Source organism: Pseudonocardia humida (assembly GCF_023898865.1).
In the GTDB taxonomy this organism is placed as follows: Bacteria; Actinomycetota; Actinomycetes; order Mycobacteriales; family Pseudonocardiaceae; genus Pseudonocardia; species Pseudonocardia humida.
Window position 1 is genome coordinate 16,016 of the sequence record NZ_JAGSOV010000075.1, and the last position, 18,769, is coordinate 34,784.

Genomic DNA, 18,769 nt, shown 5'->3' on the forward strand with positions numbered 1-18,769 from the left:
CGGGTGTTGCTGGGCCGACAGGACCTGGCGCGCTGCGCCGTGCGGCGATCCCCGCCATCCCGGCCGGTCCCCGCCGCCCCTCCCCGCCCGGGTGGGAGCGGCCCGTCCCGTCCGGGCGTCCGGGGCTCAGGCGAGGGTGCGCAGGATCGCGGCGAGCTCGTCGGGACGGTTCTCCGGGACCATGTGGGTGGTCGCGATCTCGTGGTAGCGCCAGGCGGGGCTCTCGCGGGCGTGCCGGGCGAAGGGTTCGAAGACCGCGCCGTCGGGGTCGGCGGTGGCGCGGACGTAGGTGAGGCCGAGGCCGCGTTCCTCCAGCGGCACCGCCAGGCGCACGGGCTCGGTGAAGGTGCCCAGCGGCTGCGGCACCCGGCGCCGGGCCGCCCGCTCGGCGGCGGCCGGGTCCTCGTACTGCCGGACCGGGGCCGGCGCCGACCAGGGGGCGCCCAGCTCGGGGAGGCCGGCCGGCGGTGGGCCGCCGGTCAGGGTGGCGACGCTGTCGCCGTCGCGGGGGACGAACGCGTCGAGGTAGACGACCTCGCGGACCCGGTCGCCGATGAGGTCGAGCGCCGCGCTGACGACCATGCCGCCGTAGGAGTAGCCGAGCAGGACGACGTCGCGCAGGTCCTCGTAGCGGATGGCGTTGACCACGTCGAGGACGTGCAGGGAGAGGTCGACGTGCGGGCCGGTCAGGTGGGCGCGCTCACCGATGCCGGTGAGGCTGGGCGAGACGGCCTCGTGGCCGTCGGCGTGCAGGAGGCCGCGCACGGCCCGGAACGCGTACGAACCGCCCCAGGCCCCGTGCACCAGTACGAATGCGGTCACGGGTGCACGGTGCCAGCCGTGGCCGGGATCAGCGAGCGGGCACGCCCGGGTCGCGCGGGCCGGCGGTCTCCGCGGCGCGCCGGGCCGACAGCGGGCCGCGGGCTCGGCTGGCCAGCCAGTCGCGGCCCTTCTGCAGGACCCTGGTCAGGGTGGTCGGGCCGCGCCGCTTCTCGATGGCGTCACCGACCTTGCCCAGCAGCCAGCCGAGCAGCGGAGCGCCGACCGCGAGGATCAGCCACATCCGCAGCCGCGCCGACAGGAACGCCCACATCTCGGCCTCCGTTCCGGGCCCCGTGCCCGACGGGCGGAGCGTAGCCAGCCGCGCCCGGTCCCGCCGGTTCTGCCGGGATCGGGGCGACTACCTGGGCGGACGCGCCGCGGCGGCGTAGGCTGGGCACGTGGCTGGCGACCGTCCGGCCGTTGCGGGCCTGTTGCTCTACCTGCTGATCGCGGCGACCCCGACGCTGGTGTTCTGGGTGTCGCTGCGGGTGCTGCCTGCCCTCGTGGCCAGGGTGGCCGAGCGCAGGCGGTCCCGCCACCAGCCCACCGCGACTCCGCTGGAGTCCACCGTCGCCGACCTGCGCCGCCTGCGCCGCGAGGTCCGCTCCCGGGAGCAGCGCACCCACGTCCGCCGCACGGCCGTGCTGGCCGCCTACGACGACGCGCTGCTCGACGTGTGCCGGCAGGTCGAGGTGGACGCGCCGCTGGCCACGGCGGTCGGTCACGATCGGGTATACGCGCGCCTGATCACCGAGGCCGCGTTGGAGGATGCCGGGATCGCGCTCGACCCGCCGCCGGGGGCGCGCCGGCCCGACACCGGCGGCCAGCAGTAAAGTCGGTTTTACCGAGCGGGAACGTGCGGCGCAGGACCTGCGTTGAACGAGACGGACGCTCGACACGCTTCCGAGGAGGAACAGGTGCGCACCAGCAGCAACCCGGCGTTCCGCAACCTGCCCGGTGGGCAGGGCGGCGGATACGCCGGCTTCGGCCCCCAGGGCGACGCCACGGGGCGTGCGCCCGACACAGCGGCGCGGGGAGACCGCTCCGGCGTCGACCAGCGTCCGCTGACCGTCGACGACGTCGTCATCAAGACCTCCATCACCGCGGGCACAGCGCTGGTCACCGGCGTGCTCACCGCCCTGACCGGGCAGTACTGGCTCGTCCTCCCGGCCTTCATCATCGGCCTGGTCCTGTCGCTGGTCGTCATCTTCCGGCAGAGCTCGAACCCCGCACTGGTGCTGGGCTACTCCGCGGCCATGGGTGTCGCGCTGGGCGGCATCAGCGGGGTGTTCAACAGCATCTACCCGGGCATCGCCGTGCAGGCGGTCATCGGCACCGCCGGGGTGTTCCTCGGCATGCTGGTCGTCTACAAGACCGGCGCCGTGCGGGTCACCCCGCGCTTCCAGCGCTGGATGATGGGCGCCCTCATCGGCGTCCTGGTCCTGGTGCTGGTCCGGTTCGTCTCGCAGGCCTTCTTCGGCGACGCGCTGGGCATGGGCAGCGGCGGCTTCCTGTCGATCGTGATCAGCCTGGTCATCATCGGCGTGGCGGCGTTCAGCCTCCTGCTCGACTTCGACATGGCCGACCGCGCGGTCCGCGAGGGCGCGCCGGCCGGTTTCGCCTGGTACGTGGCCTTCGGCCTGATGACCACCCTGGTCTGGCTCTACATCGAGATCCTGCGGCTGCTGAGCTACTTCCGCGAGTGATCCCGCACTAGTACGACCCAGTACGACGACGGCGGCCGGCCCCTCGGGGACCGGCCGCCGTCGTCGTGCGCGGGGTGTCAGTTCAGGCGCTCGATGACCATCGCCATGCCCTGCCCGCCGCCGACGCACATCGTCTCCAGCCCGATGGTCTTGTCGTGCGTGCGCAGGCCGTTGATCAGCGTGGTGGTGATCCGGGCGCCGGTCATGCCGAACGGGTGGCCGAGCGCGATGGCGCCGCCGTTGACGTTGAGCTTGTCCTCGTCGATGCCCAGGTCGCGGGCCGACGGGATGACCTGGGCCGCGAACGCCTCGTTGATCTCCACGAGGTCGACGTCGTCGATGCTCATGCCCGCCCTGGCCAGCGCCTGCTTCGAGGCCTCCACCGGGCCCAGGCCCATGATCTCCGGCGACAGCCCGGACACGCCGGTGGAGACGATCCGGGCCAGCGGGGTGAGCCCGAGCTCGGCCGCCTTGGTGTCCGACATGATCACCAGCGCCGCGGCGCCGTCGTTGAGCGGGCAGCAGTTGCCCGCGGTGACCCGCCCGTTGGGCCGGAAGACCGGCTTGAGCCCGGCCACGCCCTCGTAGGTGACGCCGGCGCGCGGCCCGTCGTCGGAGGAGACGACGGTGCCGTCGGGCAGCGTGACCGGGGTGATCTCGCGGGCGAAGAAGCCGTTGGCGATCGACTTCTCGGCCAGGTTCTGCGACCGCACGCCGAAGCGGTCCATGTCCTCGCGGCTGACGTCCTTGAGCCGGGCCAGGTTCTCCGCGGTCTGGCCCATGGCGATGTAGACGTCGGGCAGCGCCTCCTGCGAGCGCGGGTCGTCCCACGACTCCGCACCGGCCTCGGCGGCCTGCTTGCCGCGCGCCTGCGCGTCGGCGAACAGCGGGTTGCGGGTGTCGGGCCAGGCGTCCGAGCTGCCCTTCGCCAGGCGCGAGACGGTCTCCACGCCCGCGGAGATGAACACGTCGCCCTCGCCGGCGCGGATCGCGTGCATCGCCATGCGGGTGGTCTGCAGTGACGACGAGCAGTACCGGGTGACCGTCGTGCCGGGGAGGGTGTCGTACCCGAGTAGCACCGCGACGACGCGGGCCATGTTGAAGCCCTGCTCGCCGCCGGGCAGGCCGCAGCCGAGCATGAGGTCGTCGATGTCGGTGGGGTCGAGGGCCGGGACCTGGTCGAGCGCGGCGCGCACGATCTGCGCGGTCAGGTCGTCGGGGCGGATCGTGGTCATCGACCCCTTGCCTGCGCGGCCGATGGGGGACCGGGCCGCCGCGACGATCACAGCTTCGGGCATCGTCGGTGTCTCCTGCCTGTTGGTGGGTACGACCAGGATCGTACTTCGCGGTAACCCCGGGTGGAGCGTTCCCGACCGGTGCGCGGCGCCCTGATCCGGCCGCGCGGAACTGTCGGGGGCGCACGGCATGCTCGGCGCATGGCCACGTGGAAGGACGTCGAGGACGCCGAGCCGGAGTTCGCCGCACGCGTGCGGAAGATCTTCGACGCCGGCGAGAACAAGATCATCGCGACGCTCCGGGCCGACGGCTCGCCGCGGGTCTCCGGCATCGAGGCCCAGTTCCGCGACGGCGAGGTGACCTTCGGGTCGATGCCGGGCTCGCGCAAGGGGGCCGACCTCCGCCGAGACCCGCGGTTCGCGCTGCACGCCCCGTCACCCGACCCGCCCCAGGACAAGACCACCTGGGCGGGTGACGCCAAGCTCTCCGGACGGGCGGTGCCCGTCGGAGCGCTCACCGAGGGTCCCGAGGGCGAGCACTTCCGCGCCGAGATCGATGAGGTCGTCGTCACCCGGTTGAACGACTCGGCCACCATGCTCGTGATCGAGTCATGGCGGCCGGGCGGCGGTCTGCGGCGGGTCGAACGGGCATGACCCCCGCGGGCGGTGCGCCGCTACCGGCCGCCGCGCGAGTGTGCCCATTCGCCGACCCGGCACTGACCTGCGGGTGATTCGACTGAACCATCGGGGAAGGCAGTCACTGCGCACGACGGTCCGGCCGATCCCCAGCGGCCGGTTCGCTCCCCACCTGAAGGGTTTCTCCTGATGTCCGTCCGAGATCTGATCGGTGTGGAACCGCACCCTGCTCCGCACCAGGTGTGGCTCCGGACCCGGAAGTCGGACTCCTGACCGGCCGGCAGCGCTCCCAGCACGACCGCCCGACGGTGTCGGACCTCATCTCGGCCAACGGCACCGGCCGGCACAGCACTGGGGGACGCGACGACGGATCCGGACGCCACGGCGAGCGCCGTACGGCGTCCGGCGGGTACGGCACGCCCACCGACTCCGGCCGCTACCGCGCGGCCGGCCGCCACGGCGATGCCGACGCCGCCACCGGTCACGACGCGGAGCGGTCCGGCCGCTACCGGGCCGAACCCCGCGGCGCCGACACCTCCGGGGCCTACCGCGTCGACCCGTACGGCACCGGCTCGTACCGCACCGGGGCCGAGCGCTACGGCACCGGCCGCTACGACGCCGACCGCTACGGCACCGACGGCCCCGCCGACGAGGCGGCCACCGCGGGCCGCCGCTCCACCGCCCGCCGGGCCGCCGGTCGCCACGACGCGAACGCCCAGGACTCCGGTGCGTTCGGCACCGGCCGCCGGGCGGCGCGGCTGAGCGCCGAGGCCGCCGAGGCGCCGGTCACCGGCCGCCGCCGGGCCGACCGCCGCGCCGCCGACGAGCGCGCCGACCGTTCGCCCGTCGAGCGCTCGGCCGCCGACCGTTCCGGCACCGACCGCTCCGGCACCGACCGTTCCGCCGCCGACCGGTTCGACTCCGGCCGCCACGGCGTGCCCGACGGGATCGGCACGACCGGTCGCCGGGCCGCGCGCCGCGCCGTCGAGCAGGCCGGGACCGACCGCCCGGCCACCCGCGCCGACTCCGAGGCGAGCGGCCGCTACACCGCCACCCCGTCCGACCGCAGCGGGCGCTACTCGGCGACCGGTTCCTGGTCCGCCGAGGACCCGGGCTTCGGCCGGGGTGCCCTGGGCTCGACCGACCGGCCCGCGACGGGCCGGCCGAGCCGCGCCGAGACCCGTGCCGAACGCCGCGCCGAGCGCGGCACCTCCGCCGAGGCCACCGGACGGCGCAGCAGGCGCGCCGAGCGGGAGGCCGCGGCCGACCGCGGCGTCGACACCGGCCGGCGCGCCGGTCGCGCCGCCGAGGACGAGCGCCCCGCTCCCGCCGAGGTCACCGGCACGTCCCGGCGCAGCCGGCGCGCGGAGCGCGCCGAGGCGGCCCGCGCCGGCGAGACCACCAGCCGCCGCAGCCGGCGCACCGAGCCCGACGAGTCGGCGCGCGCCGCGGCCACGGGTCGCTCCGCCGGGCCCGCCGAGGGCACCGGCCGCTTCCGCTACACCGGCACCGACTCCGGGCCCGTCGAGCTGCCCGGCCGCGCCCCGGCGGGCCCCGTGCCGAACGCCGTGTCCAGCACCGCCCAGTACCGCCGGGCCGGGTCGACCGGCCCCGAGCGGGCCGCGGCGGGCGAGGGCACCGGTCGCTACTCCGCGACCGGCAGCGGCGGCTACGAGCGCCCCGCCCCCGGCGCCACCGGCCGCTACCCGGTCGCCGACGGACGCCCCGACGGTCGCCCCGGCGACAGCGGACCGATCCGCACCGCACCCGGCCAGGGCGACGCCGCCCGCAGCGGTCGCTACCCGGCGCCGTACGGCACCGGGCCCGACCCGATGGCCGGGCCCGCCCCCACCGGCAACTACCCGGTCCGGCCGGCCACCGACAGCGGACCGGGGTTCCCCCCGGCCGCGGCGAGCGGTCGGTTCCCCCGGCCGGAGGCCCCGGCGCCGCGCCGCCCCGACGACAGCGGTCCGACGCAGGTCGTCGGCGGCACCGGCCGCTACCCGCAGAACGGGCGCCCCGGCGTCCCGCCCGTCCAGGCGCCTGCCGCGGCCACCGGGCGCTACGGCGTCCCGGGCACCGACCCGCGCCGCCGTGCGGACGACAGCGGTCCCGCGACCGTCGCCGACGGCGACCCGCGCAGCGGCCGCTACGCCGCGGGCGCGGTGCCCGCCGCGGCCACCGGCTCCTACGACCCGGCCGCAGGCACCTCGCGCTACCCCCGTCCCGACGTCGTGGCCCCGCGGGGCCCGGCGGACCACCGACGCCCCGGCCACCCGTCGGGCCCGGCCCCCCACCAGGACGTCACGGCGCCCTACCGGCCGGAGGAGCGGCGCGCTCCCGCCCGCGCCGCGGTCGCGCCCGGCCGTCCCGAGGAGGACGCCACCCGGATCGAGGCCGTCGGCTCCGACTCCGGCCCGCACCTGCAGGTCTCTGAGCTCGTGCCGGTGCAGCGCGCGCCGGAGCACTGGCCCGGCACCGGCCGGCCGATGTCCGGCCCGCAGGGCGAGTGGGCGCCCGCGCCGGAGGGTTCGGCGGGCGAGGTCGGCGGCGAGCTGGTGCCCTGGAAGGAGGGCACCGTCGGCGTCCAGACCATCGACCTGGTCAAGGACTACGGCAGCGGCCCCGGCGCCGTCCGCGCGCTGGCCGGGCTCTCGGTGTCCGCCGAGCGCAACCGGTTCACCGCCATCATGGGGCCGTCCGGCTCGGGCAAGTCGACGCTGCTGCACTGCATGGCCGGGTTGGACGCCCCGACCAGCGGCCGGGTGCTGCTGGGCCCGACCGACCTCACCCAGCTGCCGGAGAAGAAGCTCACCAAGCTGCGCCGCGACCGGATCGGGTTCGTCTTCCAGTCCTACGCCCTGCTGCCCCAGCTCAGCGTGAAGCAGAACATCACGCTGCCGCTGGAGGTGGCCGGTCGCAAGGTCGACGGGCAGTGGCTGAAGACCGTCGTCGAGGCGCTCGACCTGGGCCGCGTGCTCAAGCAGCGCCCGACCCGGCTGTCCGGGGGCCAGCAGCAGCGGGTGGCGATGGCCAGGGCGCTGCTGCCGCGGCCCGACGTCGTCTTCGCCGACGAGCCCACCGGCGCCCTGGACGCGACGACGGCGCGGGAGATGCTGCAGTTCCTGCGCACCTCGGTGCACGAGCTGGGGCAGACCATCGTGATGGTCACCCACGACCCGCTGGCCGCCGAGCACACCGACCACGTGCTGCTGCTGCACCAGGGCGCGCTGGCCGCGCAGATCGCCAACCCGACGGCCCCGGTGGTGCTGGAGGCGCTGACCGTCCTCGACCGCATGCCGGCCGACGGGTGGATGACCGGCGGCTACCGGGCCGCGGCGATCGGTGGCGGCTACCCGGGCGGCACCGGGGTCTACCCGGCCGCGTCGGCCGCCGCCTCCCGGCTGGCGCTGCCGGCCGGCCCGTCCGCCAGACCCGCGTAGGCACGGGTGCGCGCCGCCGTCCTGCGCGCCGTGCTCATCGAGAGCTGGCGCCGGCCCGGGCGCCAGCTGCTCATCGGGCTGGTGGTCGCGGTGGCGACGGCGTTCGCGGCGGCGTCGCTGCTGCTCACCGACAGCGCGCGCAGCGCGATCGTGCGCGAGCTGGCCGGTACGCCGCCCTCGGTGGCGCTGGTGGTGACCGCGCCGGCCACGGCGGGAGCGCCGTCGGTGGCGCAGGCGCCCGTCATCGGCGAGGAGCCCCCGCCGGGGGTGTCGGCGGCGGTGGCGCAGCGGGTCCAGCGCACCCCGGGGGTGGCCGCGGTGGCCGGGTTCGGGGCGGGCGGCGTGCTGCTGTCGGCCCCCGGCGCCCCGGGCGACGGCGAGCCGTGGACGGCCATGTCGGTGGTCGACGGGCCGCTGTCGCGGTTCCCGGTGGTCGCCGGGCGCCTGCCGACCGGGTTCGACGAGGCCGCGGTCAGCGAGGACACCGCCCGCAGGCGAGGGCTGCAGCCCGGCGCCACGGTCACGCTCAGCGGCGCCGACGGGCGGGCCATCCCCTTCACCGTGACCGGGGTGGCCACCGTGCGCCTGCAGGCCGTCAACACGGTGCTGCTGCGCCCCGACATGCTCACCCGGATGACCGGGGCCGACCCGACCCAGCTCGACGTGCTGCTGGCGCCCGGCGCCTCGCCGTCGGACGTGGGCCCACGGCTGGCCGCCGCGGTCGGCGGTGCCGCCGTGGTGACCGACGCGGTCTCGGTGCGCGCGGCCGAGCTGAGCAGCGCGTTCGGGTCGCTGGAGGGCATCTTCGCCGCGCTGGCCGTGTTCGGCGGCACCGCGGTGCTGGCCGCCGCGCTCACCACGTCCTGCGTGTACGCGACGGTGGCCGCGGGCAGGCGGCGCACGGTGCTGCTGCTGCGCCGCGTCGGGGCCGACCGCGGGCAGCTGCTGCGCGCGCTGCTGGTCGACGCGGCCAGCACCGGGCTGGCCGCGGGTCTGCTCGGGGTGGGGCTGTCGCTGCTGCTGGTGGACGGGGTGCGGCTGGCCATCCGGCAGCTGCTGGGCCAGGACCTGCCCGCGCCCCCGGTGCCCCCGGGCCTGATGGCCGCCTGCGTGGTCGGCGCCACGCTCGTCACCGTGGCCGCCGCCGTCGGGTCGGCGATGCGGGCGAGCGGTGAGCACCCCGCCGCCGCGGACGAGGGCAGCGAGCCGGTACGCAGCCCGCTCTGGACGACCCTCCGGCTGGTCGCGGCCGGGGCGCTGGGCGCCGGGGCGGCCGCCGCGGTGGTGCTGGCCGCCGGGACGGCCGATCCCACGGTCGCGCTCGCCCTGGTCTCCGGCGCCGGGGTGGCGGCGTTCGGCGCGGTGGTGTCGGCCGGCCCGGTGCTGCTGCCCGGGGTGGCCTGGCTGCTGGGCACGGCGCTGTCGCCGATCATCGGCATGTCCGGGCGGCTGGCCGTGCGCTCGACCCGCAACGCCCCGAACCGGGCCAGCACGACCGCCGCCGCGCTCGTCCTTGCGAGCCTGCTGCTGGCGGTGGTGCTGGTCGGCCTGGAGTCGATGAGCTCCTCGGTGCAGGACCGCATCGAGTCGAAGTTCCCCGCCGACGTGACGGCGGTCGCGGCCGGTCAGCAGGCGCTGCCCGCCGACCTGCCGCAGCGGATCGCCGCGCTGCCCGAGGCCGGGCAGGTGGCCCTCGTGCAGAGCGCCACGATGCGCTCCGGCGAGGCCAGCATGGACCTCACCGCCGTCGACACGGCCGCCTTCCCCGCGCTGTGCGACGGCGCCACCGACGCCGGTTCGCTGGCCGATCTCGCGCCCGGCACCGTCGCGCTGGACCGCGCCCAGGCCGCGGCGTGGGGGGTGGGGCTCGGCGATCCGCTGACCTTCGACGTGCCCGGCGCACCCGTCGAGCTGCGGGTCGTCGCGGTGTACCGGTCCAGCGGGGTGCTGGGCCCGATGACGGTGCACCCCACCGACCTGCCGCGCATCGTGCCCGACCCGCCGACCAGCCGGCAGCTGCTGGTCGACCCGGACGGCGGGGCGGACGTGGAGGCGCTGCGCACCGCGGTCTCCACCGCCGTGGCCGCCGATCCGGGGGTGCTCGTGCAGGTGCCCGCCGACCTGCGCAGCGAGCTGTCCGGCACGATGGACCTGACCCGGGGCGTGGCGTTCGGGCTGATCGCGGCGACGGTGCTGGTTGCGGTGTGCGGGGTGGCCGTGGCGCTGGCGCTGGCCGTCCGCGAGCGGCACCGCGAGTCGACGACGCTGCGCGCGCTGGGGCTGACCCCGGCGCAGGCGGTGGCCTCGATCGGGGTGGAGAGCACCCTGCTCGGGTTGGCGGGCGTGGTCATCGGCACCGGTCTGGGCGTGCTGTTCGGGGTGCTGGCGGTGGCGGTGCTGCAGGAGCGCGCGGTGGTGCCCGTCGGGACGCTGCTGCTCTCGGCGGTGGCGCTGGTCGCGGTGGCCGCACTGGCGGGCACCCTGCCCGCGGTGGCGGCCGCACGCCGCCGTCCCATCCCGACGGCCGACTGAATCGCCCGAACAGAGTCTATTCGGTAAGGCTGCTCGGCGTATGCCGTACAGCTATTCGACGGTTCGTACAGGGCCTCCCGAAAGCCATGGAGAACTGTCGCCGCTCATCATTCGCGCGCCTCACCGGTGTGCGGATCGCTGTTGGCCACCCTCGGTCACCGGGCCGCGGGACCTCGTTCAGTACGACGCGACCGGGCCGTTCACGCCCACATGGCGGCCGGGTCGCCCGCCGATCGCGGCGACGACCGGAATGCGCGTGCCGTCACGGGCCGGAATTGCCGTGAGGTACCTGTCGGGTGGTGTTCGCGCACCCGACTTGCCGCCCGCCGACGATTCCTGCTGCACTTCACGGCAGATCGGCTGAACAGCCGATCGGGAAAGTCCGTCCGGCGGCTCGCCCCCCGACCCGCCGGGCGGACTCCACCCCGAAGACCCGCTCGAGAAGGGCACCGCCGTGGATGTGCTCAGCGCCACCCTCGTCGCCGAGGAGGGGCCCGTCTCCTTCGCGCACTACCTGGCGGGCGACCGGAGCGCGGAGCTGTCCGAGGTGGGCAAGGCGCAGGCGGTCTGCGGGCGGGTCTTCCTCCCCGCGGCCCTCGCCGCCCCGCTCGGGCGCCCCTGCCCGCTCTGCGAGGCCGTGATCGGCCTGGCCCTGTCCCACGGCCAGGACGCGGCCGCGGCGGGCGCACGGCGCGGCTGAGGCCCGGCCCGGAGCCGTCCTGGGTGGAGTGTCCTCAGCCGACCGGGCGGTCGGCGATCAGCTTGCGCAGCTTGGCCATCGCCCGGTGCTGCATCACCCGGACCGCCCCCGCGCTCGAGCCCATGATCTGCGCGGTCTCCTCGGCCGAGTAGTGCAGCGCGACCCGCAGCACCAGCACCTCCCGGTAGTTCTCCGGGATCTCCCCGAGCAGCGTGCGCAGCTCGTCGACCTGGCTGCCCAGCACCGCGCGCAGCTCCGGACCGGGGCCGCCGTCGGCCTCGTCGGGCATCCCGTCGGTGGGGTCGGAGCGGTCGCGCCCGGCCACCCGGAACGCGTCGACCACCTTGTTGCTGGCGATGCCGAACACGAACGCCATCACCGGCTTCTCGCCGCTGCGGTAGCGCGGTAGCGCCCCGCAGAGCGCCAGCAGGACGTCCTGCGCGACGTCCTCGGCGGTCTGCAACCCGACGGCCCGGCTGCCCATGCGCGCCCGGCAGTAGCCGAGCACGGGCTGGCGCACCAGCTCCAGCAGCCGGCTCACCGATCCGCGGTCGCCGGTCGCGGCCGCCGCGGCCAGCCGGTCCAGCTCGGCGTCCCGGCGGGCCGCCTCCCCTCCCGGATCGTCTCGTCTCCCGGCTCGCACCGGCACACGCCCCTCCCGTGCGTGGTGGATCCCGCCGCGGCCAGCCGTGACGGGTGGGCGCGCCGCCACCGTCCGATGTGCCCTTCGGGCCGGTGACGTGCCCCTGGAGCGCGAACAGTAGCCCGTCGCGGAGGGCGCAGGCGCCCCGAAGGAGCGCCTCCGGCACCATCCGTACGAATTCGTACAGGCGCCGAGCGGTAACGCTGGGTGATATGTGGAACGACTTCAGCCACGCCCGCACACCGTCGTCGCACAAGGAGCCCGATGGCACAGGACCCTCCTACCGGGGCGGACGCCTCCGACCCGGATCCGCGCGACGTCCGCGACCGCGCGGACCTCGCCGCCGCCCTGCTGTCGCTCAAGGCGAGATCGAACCTCAGCTACAGACGACTCGAACGTGTGACGGCCGAGGCGCCCGGGGCGCGGTTCGGGCTGCCCTTCACGACCATCCGGGACTACATCCAGGGTCGCTCGCTGCCGACCGCCGACCGCCTCGACCAGATCGTCTGGGCGTGCCGGGTGACCGATCCGGAGCAGCGCGCGGAGTGGGCGCGCGCGCTGCGCCGGGTGATCGACGCGGGAGCCCAGACCCACACCGCCGACCCGTACCGGGGGCTCACCCCCTACGTCGAGGACGACGCCGAGCGCTTCCACGGCCGCGCGGGGCTCGTCGCCGAGCTGGTCGGCCGATTATCGGCGGCGGGGGCGGCGGGCGGTGGCCTGGTGGCCGTGGTCGGTGCGTCCGGGGCGGGCACCACCTCGGTGCTGCGCGCCGGGCTGATGGCCGCGCTGCGCCGGGAGGCGCCCAACCGCCCGGTCCGCTACGGCACGCCCGGATCCGACCCGGCCGGGCAGCTGGCCGAGCTGCTCGGCGCCGACCGGCCCCGCCCCGGCGCCCCAGCCCCGGTCGTCGTCCTCGACCAGCTCGAACAGCTCTTCACCGCGTCGGCCCCGGCCCGCGCGGCGTTCCTGACGATGCTGGAGGAGGCCACCACCGGCCCGCAGGGCACTGTCGTCGTGGTGGGGCTGCGCGCCGACCGGCTCGACCGCGCCCGCCGCGAGCCGGTGCTGGCGGCCGCCCTCGACGCCGGACCCGTGGTCGTCGGCGCGATGGCCCCCGACGAGCTGCGGCAGGCGATCGTCGGGCCGGCCACCGGGGCGGGCCGGGCCGTCGGCGACGGCCTGGTCGAGCTGCTGCTGCACGAGCTGCGTGACGGCTCGGCCGGGGGAGCGCACGCACCGGGCGCGCTGCCGCTGCTGTCGCTGGCCCTGTCGGCGACCTGGGCGAGCGCGGCGGGCGCCGAGCTCACCGTGGCCGACTACCGGGCGGGCGGTGGGCTGGACGGGGCCGCGACGCGGGTCGCCGAGGCCGTCTACGCCGGTCTGGGCGTCGAGGAGCAGCGGATCGTGCGCACGGTGCTGCTGCGCCTGGTCCGGGTCGCCGACGACGCCGAGCCCGCCCGCAGGCGGGCGCCGGTCGACGAGCTGGCCGAGCTGGCCGAGGCGGCGCCGGTCGTCGACCGGCTGGTGGCGGCCCGGGTGCTCACCCTCGGCGAGGGCACCGTCGAGATCACCCACGACGTGCTGCTGCACTGCTGGCCGCGGCTGGTCGGCTGGCTGGCCGAGGACCGCTCCGGGCACGCGGTGCGCGGTGCGCTGGCCGAGGCCGCCCGCCGCTGGCAGGACGGCGGCACCGACCCCGGCCTGCTGCTGCGCGGCCGCCCGCTGGCCGACGCCGTCGACTGGGCCGCCGGCACGGCCGGCGACGAGCTGGCGCCCAGCGAGCTGCACTTCCTGCGGGCCAGCCTGGAGCGCGACGCCACCGACCACGCCGTCCAGCGCGGCAGGGCGCGGCGGCTGCTGGTCGCCGTCGTGGTGCTCGCCGTGGTGACGACGGCGCTGATCGGCGTCACCGCGCTGGCCCTGCTCGGCGGCCCGGAACCGATCGTCGAGTGCCCGGCGCCGCCACCGGCCGCGCTCGTGATCACCCCGGGGGCGCCGCAGCGGTGAGGGCGCGGACTGCTACACGGGGCGCGGGTGGTCGACCGACTGCTCGCGCCTGCGGGCCGCCACCCGCCGGTAGCTGTAGACGAGCAGGCCCAGCAGGATCAGCCCGGACAGGATCAGGCTCGACCCGGTGGGCCAGCCGCCCAGCGGCACCCGCGGCCCCAGCAGGCCCCAGGTCACCCCGACGCCGACCAACCCGAGCCCGAACAGCACGGACAGGGTGATCCGCAGTGGGGAGGACACGCTGTCCTCGGCGGCCTTCATCGCCCGGTCCTGCACCGGGTCGACGTACTTGTCCACGGAGGGGAACTGGGTGGACAGCACCAGCAGCCCGGCCAGCACCAGCAGCAGCCCCGGCCCGGGCAGCACCAGCAGCGCGATCCCGACCAGCAGCAGCAGCCCGCCTGCGACCAGGGCCAGCGCCCGCTTCGCCGGGTTGGACCCTCGTTGATCAGCCATGGCGGTGTGCCCCCTGTCCTGTCGGGCGCTCAACGTACGACACCCCGACGCCGTTCCGCCGCGAGTGCGACGATTGGAGCATGCGCTACGTGGAGCACATCTCCGATCTGGTCGGGAACACGCCGCTGGTGCGCCTGGGCGCGGTCGCGGACGGCATTCGGGCCACCGTGCTCGCCAAGGTCGAGTACATGAACCCCGGCGGGAGTGTGAAGGACCGCATCGCCAAGCGCATGGTCGAGGCGGCCGAGGCCGCCGGCGAGCTGCGCCCGGGCGGCACGATCGTGGAGCCCACGTCGGGCAACACCGGCGTCGGCCTGGCCATGATCGCCCAGCGCAAGGGCTACAAGTGCGTGTTCGTCTGCCCGGACAAGGTCAGCGAGGACAAGCGCAACGTGCTGCGCGCCTACGGGGCGGAGGTCGTCGTCTGCCCGACGGCGGTCGACCCCGACCACCCCGACTCCTACTACAAGGTGTCCGACCGGCTGGTCGGCGAGATCGACGGCGCCTGGAAGCCCAACCAGTACGCCAACGTGAACAACCCGCTCTCGCACTACGAGGGCACCGGCCCGGAGATCTGGGAGCAGACCGACGGGAGGATCACCCACTTCGTGGCCGGCATCGGCACCGGCGGCACGATCTCGGGCACCGGGCGCTACCTCAAGGAGGTCTCCGACGGGCGGGTGCAGATCGTCGGCGCCGACCCCGAGGGCTCGGTGTACTCCGGCGGCACCGGCCGGCCGTACCTGGTCGAGGGCGTCGGTGAGGACTTCTGGCCGACCACCTACGACAAGGACGTCTGCGACCGGATCATCGCCGTCTCCGACGGCGACTCCTTCGCGATGACCCGGCGGCTGGCCAACGAGGAGGCGCTGCTGGTCGGCGGCTCGTGCGGGATGGCCGCGGTGGCCGCGCTGCGGTTGGCCGCCGAGCTGCCCGAGGACGCCGTCGTGGTCGTGCTGCTGCCCGACGGCGGGCGCGGCTACCTGGGCAAGGTCTTCGACGACCGGTGGATGGCGGGCTACGGTTTCCTGCCGCCCGCGCAGGGCTCCACCGTCGGCGACGTGCTGCGCCGCAAGGACGGCCGGATCCCCGACCTCGTGCACGCCCACCCGAACGAGACCGTCGCCGACGCCGTGCAGTACCTGCGCGAGTTCCACGTCTCCCAGATGCCGGTCGTGCGCGCCGAGCCGCCGGTGATGGCGGCCGAGGTCGCCGGTTCGGTCATCGAGCGCGACCTGCTCGACGCGCTGTTCACCGGGCGCGCGCAGCTGTCCGACCGCCTCGACAAGCACATGTCGCCCGCGCTGCCCACGATCGGGGCGGGGGAGCCGCTGGACACGGCGATGAGCGCGTTCGCCGACGCCGACGCCGCGCTGGTGCTGGTGGACGGCAAGCCCGCCGGGGTGGTGACCCGCTCGGACGTGCTGGCGTTCCTGGGCGGCTGAGGGGTGGTCCCCGCGCCGCGTCGATCACGTTCTGGCGCACCGCGCACACCCGTTGGCCACCGCGCACATGTCAGGACGTGTGCGCGGTGGCCACGGGGTGCGCGCGGTCGTCCTGGAGGGGCGCTGCGGGGCGGATCGGGGAGGCGCTGGTCACGAGGGCGCGCCCGGCCCGAGTGGATCTGGAGCCCAGGTCACGGGGCGGTGCGGAATGACCCGGGCGGCGGCGGCGCTGTACCCGGTATGCCGGCCAGAAGAGACTCCGACGCTGCCCGTAGCGTGACCGCCATGCGCGGCTTCTCGACCAATGCCATCCACGCGGGCCAGGACCCCGACCCCGGCACCGGCGCGGTCATCCCGCCACTGCACTTGTCCTCCACGTTCGCCCAGGACGGCGTGGGCGGCCTGCGCCAGGGCGGGTTCGAGTACGCCCGCAGCGCCAACCCCACCCGCACCGCGCTGCAGGAGGCGCTGGCCGCGCTGGAGGGCGGGCGGCACGGGCTGGCGTTCGGCTCCGGGATGGGGGCGGCGGACGTGCTGCTGCGCAGCGCGCTGCGCCCCGGCGACCACCTGGTCCTCCCGCACGACGCGTACGGCGGCACGTTCCGGCTGGTCGACAAGGTCCTCACGCACTGGGGCGTCGAGTACAGCACCGTCGACCTGTCCGACGTGGTGGCGCTGCGCTCGGCGATGCGCCCCACCACGCGGCTCGTGTGGAGCGAGACGCCGACCAACCCGCTGCTGGGCATCGCTGACATCGCCGCCGTCGCCGAGGAGGCGCACTCCGCGGGGGCGCGGCTCGTCGTGGACAACACGTTCGCCTCGCCGTACCTGCAGACGCCGCTGGCGCTGGGCGCCGACGTCGTCCTGCACTCGACGACCAAGTACATCGGGGGGCACTCCGACGTCGTGGGCGGCGCCCTGGTCACCGACGACGACGCGCTGGCCGAGCAGCTGGCGTTCCTGCAGAACGCGGCCGGCCAGGTGCCGGGCCCGTTCGACAACTGGCTGACCCTGCGCGGGCTCAAGACGCTCGCGGTGCGGATGGAGCGCCACAGCGACAACGCCGAGCGGATCGTCGAGCTGCTGGTCGGCCACCCGGCGGTGAGCCACGTGCTCTACCCGGGGCTGCCCGAGCACCCCGGCCACGAGATCGCGGCCAAGCAGATGCGCCGCTTCGGCGGCATGGTGTCGTTCCGGCTGGCCGGCGGGCGCGAGGCCGCGCTGCGCGTGTGCGCGGCGACCGAGCTGTTCACGCTGGCCGAGTCGCTCGGCGGGGTCGAGTCGCTGATCGAGCACCCGGGCGCCATGACCCACATGTCGGTGGCGGGCTCCGCGCTGGAGGTGCCCGACGACCTGGTGCGGCTCTCGGTCGGCATCGAGGACGTCTCCGACCTGGTCGACGACCTGCGCGCGGCCCTCGAGGTGGCCTGAGGGCCCGAGCCGGGTCGGCTCCGGCCCGGCTCCGGTCCCGGGGGCTCAGCCCTTGGCCGGCGCCACTGCGGCGTCGGCAGGCGGGGCGGGGGGCGCCGGGTCGGGCACGAGGAGGTCGCCGGGGGCGACGCAGCCGCCGACGAGCACGTAGCCCTCGGCCTGCAGCTCGTAGCGGCCCGGGTCGTCGCAACCCGCGCCCTTCGCGGTGGCGAACGCCACGGCCGTGAGTGCGGCGGCCACCAGGAGTGGTGCGATGGCCTGCAGCCGTGTCATGCGTCCTTCCCGGGGCGGCCCCGTGGCCGGCTCCCGCCTGCGAGGCTACCGGGGCCGGGTGTCGCGCGCGCAGGCCGGTGCGAGGATCACGGCCATGGTCGAGCAGGTGGATGTGCGCGCCGTGCCCCCGGTGGGGATCGATGAGATCCGGGCCGCGCGCCGCGTCCTGGAGGGCGTCTCGCGCGTCACGCCGGTGGTGGAGTCGCGCGCCCTGTCCGAGCTGTGCGCCGGGCCGGTCCTGCTCAAGTGCGAGAACCTGCAGCGCACCGGCTCGTTCAAGATCCGCGGCGGCTACCACCGGATCAGCCGCCTCGACGCGGCCGAGCGGGCCCGCGGCGTGGTGGCGGCCAGCGCGGGCAACCACGCCCAGGGCGTCGCCCTCGCCGCCCAGCTGCTGGGCATCCACGCCACCGTCTTCATGCCCGAGCGCGCCGCGATCCCGAAGGTGGGCGCCACCCGCGGCTACGGCGCCGAGGTGCACCTGGTCGGCGAGACGATCGAGGGCAGCATCGCCGCGGCCGTCGAGCACGCCGAGCGGACCGGCGCGGTGTTCGTGCACCCCTTCGACCACGCCGACGTCATCGCCGGTCAGGGCACCGTGGGCCTGGAGATCATCGAGCAGGTGCCCGAGGCGGCGACGGTGCTGGTGTGCACGGGCGGCGGCGGGCTGCTGGGCGGCATCGCGGCCGCGGTCAAGGGCGTCCGGCCCGACGTGCGGGTGGTGGGGGTGCAGGCCGCCGGCGCCGCGGCCTGGCCCGCCTCGCTGGAGGCCGGCGAGCCCCGCGCGCTGGAGCGGATGCGCACCATCGCGGACGGCATCGCCGTCGGGCGCCCGGGCGACGTCACGTTCGCGCAGGTGTCGGCCGTGGTCGACGACATCGTCACGGTCGACGACGACGCACTGTCGCGGGCGCTGCTGCTCTGCCTGGAGCGGCAGAAGATGCTGGTCGAGCCGGCAGGCGCGGCGGCGGTGGCAGCGCTGATGGAGCGGCCCGACCGGTTCGCCACGCCCGCGGTCGCGGTGCTCTCGGGCGGCAACATCGACCCGCTCGTGCTGCTGCACCTGATCCAGAACGGGATGGCGGCCGCCTCGCGCTACCTGTCGTTGCGGGTGCGGGTGGCCGACCTGCCCGGCGCGCTCGCCCAGCTCCTGGTGCTGGTCGGCTCACTCGGCGCGAACGTCGTCGACGTGGCGCACTCCCGGGTCACCGAGGCGCTGCCCCTCGGGCAGGTCGAGGTGGCGCTGGCGATGGAGACGCGGGGCCGCGAGCACCGCACGGCGATCCTCGCCGCACTGCGGGGAGCCGGGCACGCCGTGCTCGACGTCGCCGCGGGCGAGGGGGCGGGCTGACCCGGTACGCGACGGAGCCACGCCCTCGGGCGTGGCGCCGTCGCGACGGGCGGTGCTCAGCCCCCGAACCGCGTGGCCGAGACCCG

At 75.9% G+C, this 18,769-nt stretch carries 16 protein-coding genes; 10 read left to right on the forward strand and 6 right to left on the reverse strand.

Annotated features, from left to right (window positions below; all coding sequences use genetic code 11):
• Positions 1 to 126 precede the first annotated feature (126 nt).
• The gene (locus KDL28_RS33905; RefSeq protein ID WP_252445236.1) at positions 127 to 822 is read right to left on the reverse strand and encodes an alpha/beta fold hydrolase; all 696 of its coding nucleotides are present in this window, start codon (positions 820 to 822) and stop codon (positions 127 to 129) included.
• A 28-nt stretch (positions 823 to 850) separates the two neighbouring features.
• Complete coding sequence (locus KDL28_RS33910) at positions 851 to 1,093, reverse strand: hypothetical protein (protein ID WP_252445238.1); 243 nt, start codon at positions 1,091 to 1,093, stop codon at positions 851 to 853.
• Between the two features lie 127 nt (positions 1,094 to 1,220).
• Here KDL28_RS33910 and KDL28_RS33915 point away from each other — a divergent pair, with 127 nt between their 5' ends.
• Both KDL28_RS33915 and KDL28_RS33920 read left to right on the forward strand, forming a co-directional pair.
• On the forward strand, positions 1,221 to 1,655 hold the full coding sequence (locus KDL28_RS33915) for a hypothetical protein (protein ID WP_252445240.1): 435 nt from the start codon (positions 1,221 to 1,223) through the stop codon (positions 1,653 to 1,655).
• Positions 1,656 to 1,739: 84 nt separating this feature from the next.
• A complete protein-coding gene (locus KDL28_RS33920) occupies positions 1,740 to 2,528 on the forward strand; it encodes a Bax inhibitor-1/YccA family protein (protein WP_252445241.1) in 789 nt (262 codons plus the stop codon).
• A 77-nt stretch (positions 2,529 to 2,605) separates the two neighbouring features.
• Here the strand turns inward: KDL28_RS33920 and KDL28_RS33925 are convergent, their stop codons facing one another.
• A complete protein-coding gene (locus KDL28_RS33925) occupies positions 2,606 to 3,826 on the reverse strand; it encodes an acetyl-CoA C-acetyltransferase (protein WP_252445243.1) in 1,221 nt (406 codons plus the stop codon).
• A 138-nt stretch (positions 3,827 to 3,964) separates the two neighbouring features.
• Between KDL28_RS33925 and KDL28_RS33930 the strand changes: the two genes are divergently transcribed.
• The 4 genes from KDL28_RS33930 to KDL28_RS33945 all read left to right on the forward strand — a co-directional run bounded on the left by KDL28_RS33930 (position 3,965) and on the right by KDL28_RS33945 (position 11,074).
• Entirely contained in the window at positions 3,965 to 4,417 is a 453-nt protein-coding gene (locus KDL28_RS33930) for a pyridoxamine 5'-phosphate oxidase family protein (protein ID WP_252445245.1), read from the forward strand.
• A gap of 290 nt (positions 4,418 to 4,707) precedes the next feature.
• Positions 4,708 to 7,842 carry an ATP-binding cassette domain-containing protein gene (locus KDL28_RS41825; RefSeq protein WP_308216101.1) on the forward strand — a complete coding sequence of 1,045 codons (3,135 nt, stop codon included), beginning with the start codon at positions 4,708 to 4,710 and terminating at the stop codon, positions 7,840 to 7,842.
• Positions 7,843 to 7,848: 6 nt separating this feature from the next.
• Positions 7,849 to 10,374, forward strand: a complete 2,526-nt coding sequence (locus KDL28_RS41830) for an FtsX-like permease family protein (protein ID WP_252445247.1) — start codon at positions 7,849 to 7,851, stop codon at positions 10,372 to 10,374.
• Between the two features lie 454 nt (positions 10,375 to 10,828).
• The gene (locus KDL28_RS33945) at positions 10,829 to 11,074 is read left to right on the forward strand and encodes a hypothetical protein (protein ID WP_252445249.1); all 246 of its coding nucleotides are present in this window, start codon (positions 10,829 to 10,831) and stop codon (positions 11,072 to 11,074) included.
• Positions 11,075 to 11,108: 34 nt separating this feature from the next.
• Here the strand turns inward: KDL28_RS33945 and shbA are convergent, their stop codons facing one another.
• The gene (gene shbA / locus KDL28_RS33950) at positions 11,109 to 11,723 is read right to left on the reverse strand and encodes an RNA polymerase sigma factor ShbA (RefSeq protein WP_252445251.1); all 615 of its coding nucleotides are present in this window, start codon (positions 11,721 to 11,723) and stop codon (positions 11,109 to 11,111) included.
• A gap of 258 nt (positions 11,724 to 11,981) precedes the next feature.
• Between shbA and KDL28_RS33955 the strand changes: the two genes are divergently transcribed.
• The gene (locus KDL28_RS33955) at positions 11,982 to 13,727 is read left to right on the forward strand and encodes an nSTAND1 domain-containing NTPase (protein ID WP_252445253.1); all 1,746 of its coding nucleotides are present in this window, start codon (positions 11,982 to 11,984) and stop codon (positions 13,725 to 13,727) included.
• 12 nt (positions 13,728 to 13,739) lie between these two features.
• Here KDL28_RS33955 and KDL28_RS33960 read toward each other — a convergent pair whose 3' ends face one another.
• Positions 13,740 to 14,183, reverse strand: coding sequence for a PGPGW domain-containing protein (locus tag KDL28_RS33960; protein WP_252445254.1), 444 nt, complete (start codon positions 14,181 to 14,183; stop codon positions 13,740 to 13,742).
• Positions 14,184 to 14,263: 80 nt separating this feature from the next.
• Here KDL28_RS33960 and KDL28_RS33965 point away from each other — a divergent pair, with 80 nt between their 5' ends.
• Entirely contained in the window at positions 14,264 to 15,628 is a 1,365-nt protein-coding gene (locus tag KDL28_RS33965) for a cystathionine beta-synthase (protein ID WP_252445256.1), read from the forward strand.
• A gap of 285 nt (positions 15,629 to 15,913) precedes the next feature.
• Entirely contained in the window at positions 15,914 to 17,059 is a 1,146-nt protein-coding gene (locus KDL28_RS33970; protein ID WP_252445258.1) for a cystathionine gamma-synthase, read from the forward strand.
• Positions 17,060 to 17,104: 45 nt separating this feature from the next.
• Here KDL28_RS33970 and KDL28_RS33975 read toward each other — a convergent pair whose 3' ends face one another.
• Positions 17,105 to 17,332 (reverse strand): hypothetical protein, encoded by a 228-nt coding sequence (locus KDL28_RS33975; protein ID WP_252445260.1) that lies wholly within the window; start codon positions 17,330 to 17,332, stop codon positions 17,105 to 17,107.
• Positions 17,333 to 17,426: 94 nt separating this feature from the next.
• On the opposite strand from KDL28_RS33975, the gene ilvA reads away from it, so the two are divergent.
• The gene (gene ilvA / locus KDL28_RS33980; RefSeq protein ID WP_256503246.1) at positions 17,427 to 18,683 is read left to right on the forward strand and encodes a threonine ammonia-lyase; all 1,257 of its coding nucleotides are present in this window, start codon (positions 17,427 to 17,429) and stop codon (positions 18,681 to 18,683) included.
• Positions 18,684 to 18,769: the final 86 nt, after the last annotated feature.

Bases quoted from the DNA above. Each gene is read 5' to 3' on its own strand.
- KDL28_RS33930 (WP_252445245.1), top strand. From the start codon at position 3,965: ATGGCCACGTGGAAGGACGTCGAGGACGCCGAGCCGGAGTTCGCCGCA.
- KDL28_RS33965 (WP_252445256.1), top strand. From the start codon at position 14,264: ATGCGCTACGTGGAGCACATCTCCGATCTGGTCGGGAACACGCCGCTG.
- KDL28_RS33975 (WP_252445260.1), bottom strand. From the start codon at position 17,332: ATGACACGGCTGCAGGCCATCGCACCACTCCTGGTGGCCGCCGCACTC.
- KDL28_RS33925 (WP_252445243.1), bottom strand. From the start codon at position 3,826: ATGCCCGAAGCTGTGATCGTCGCGGCGGCCCGGTCCCCCATCGGCCGC.
- KDL28_RS33955 (WP_252445253.1), top strand. From the start codon at position 11,982: ATGGCACAGGACCCTCCTACCGGGGCGGACGCCTCCGACCCGGATCCG.
- ilvA (WP_256503246.1), top strand. From the start codon at position 17,427: ATGGTCGAGCAGGTGGATGTGCGCGCCGTGCCCCCGGTGGGGATCGAT.
- KDL28_RS33970 (WP_252445258.1), top strand. From the start codon at position 15,914: ATGCGCGGCTTCTCGACCAATGCCATCCACGCGGGCCAGGACCCCGAC.
- KDL28_RS33910 (WP_252445238.1), bottom strand. From the start codon at position 1,093: ATGTGGGCGTTCCTGTCGGCGCGGCTGCGGATGTGGCTGATCCTCGCG.
- KDL28_RS33960 (WP_252445254.1), bottom strand. From the start codon at position 14,183: ATGGCTGATCAACGAGGGTCCAACCCGGCGAAGCGGGCGCTGGCCCTG.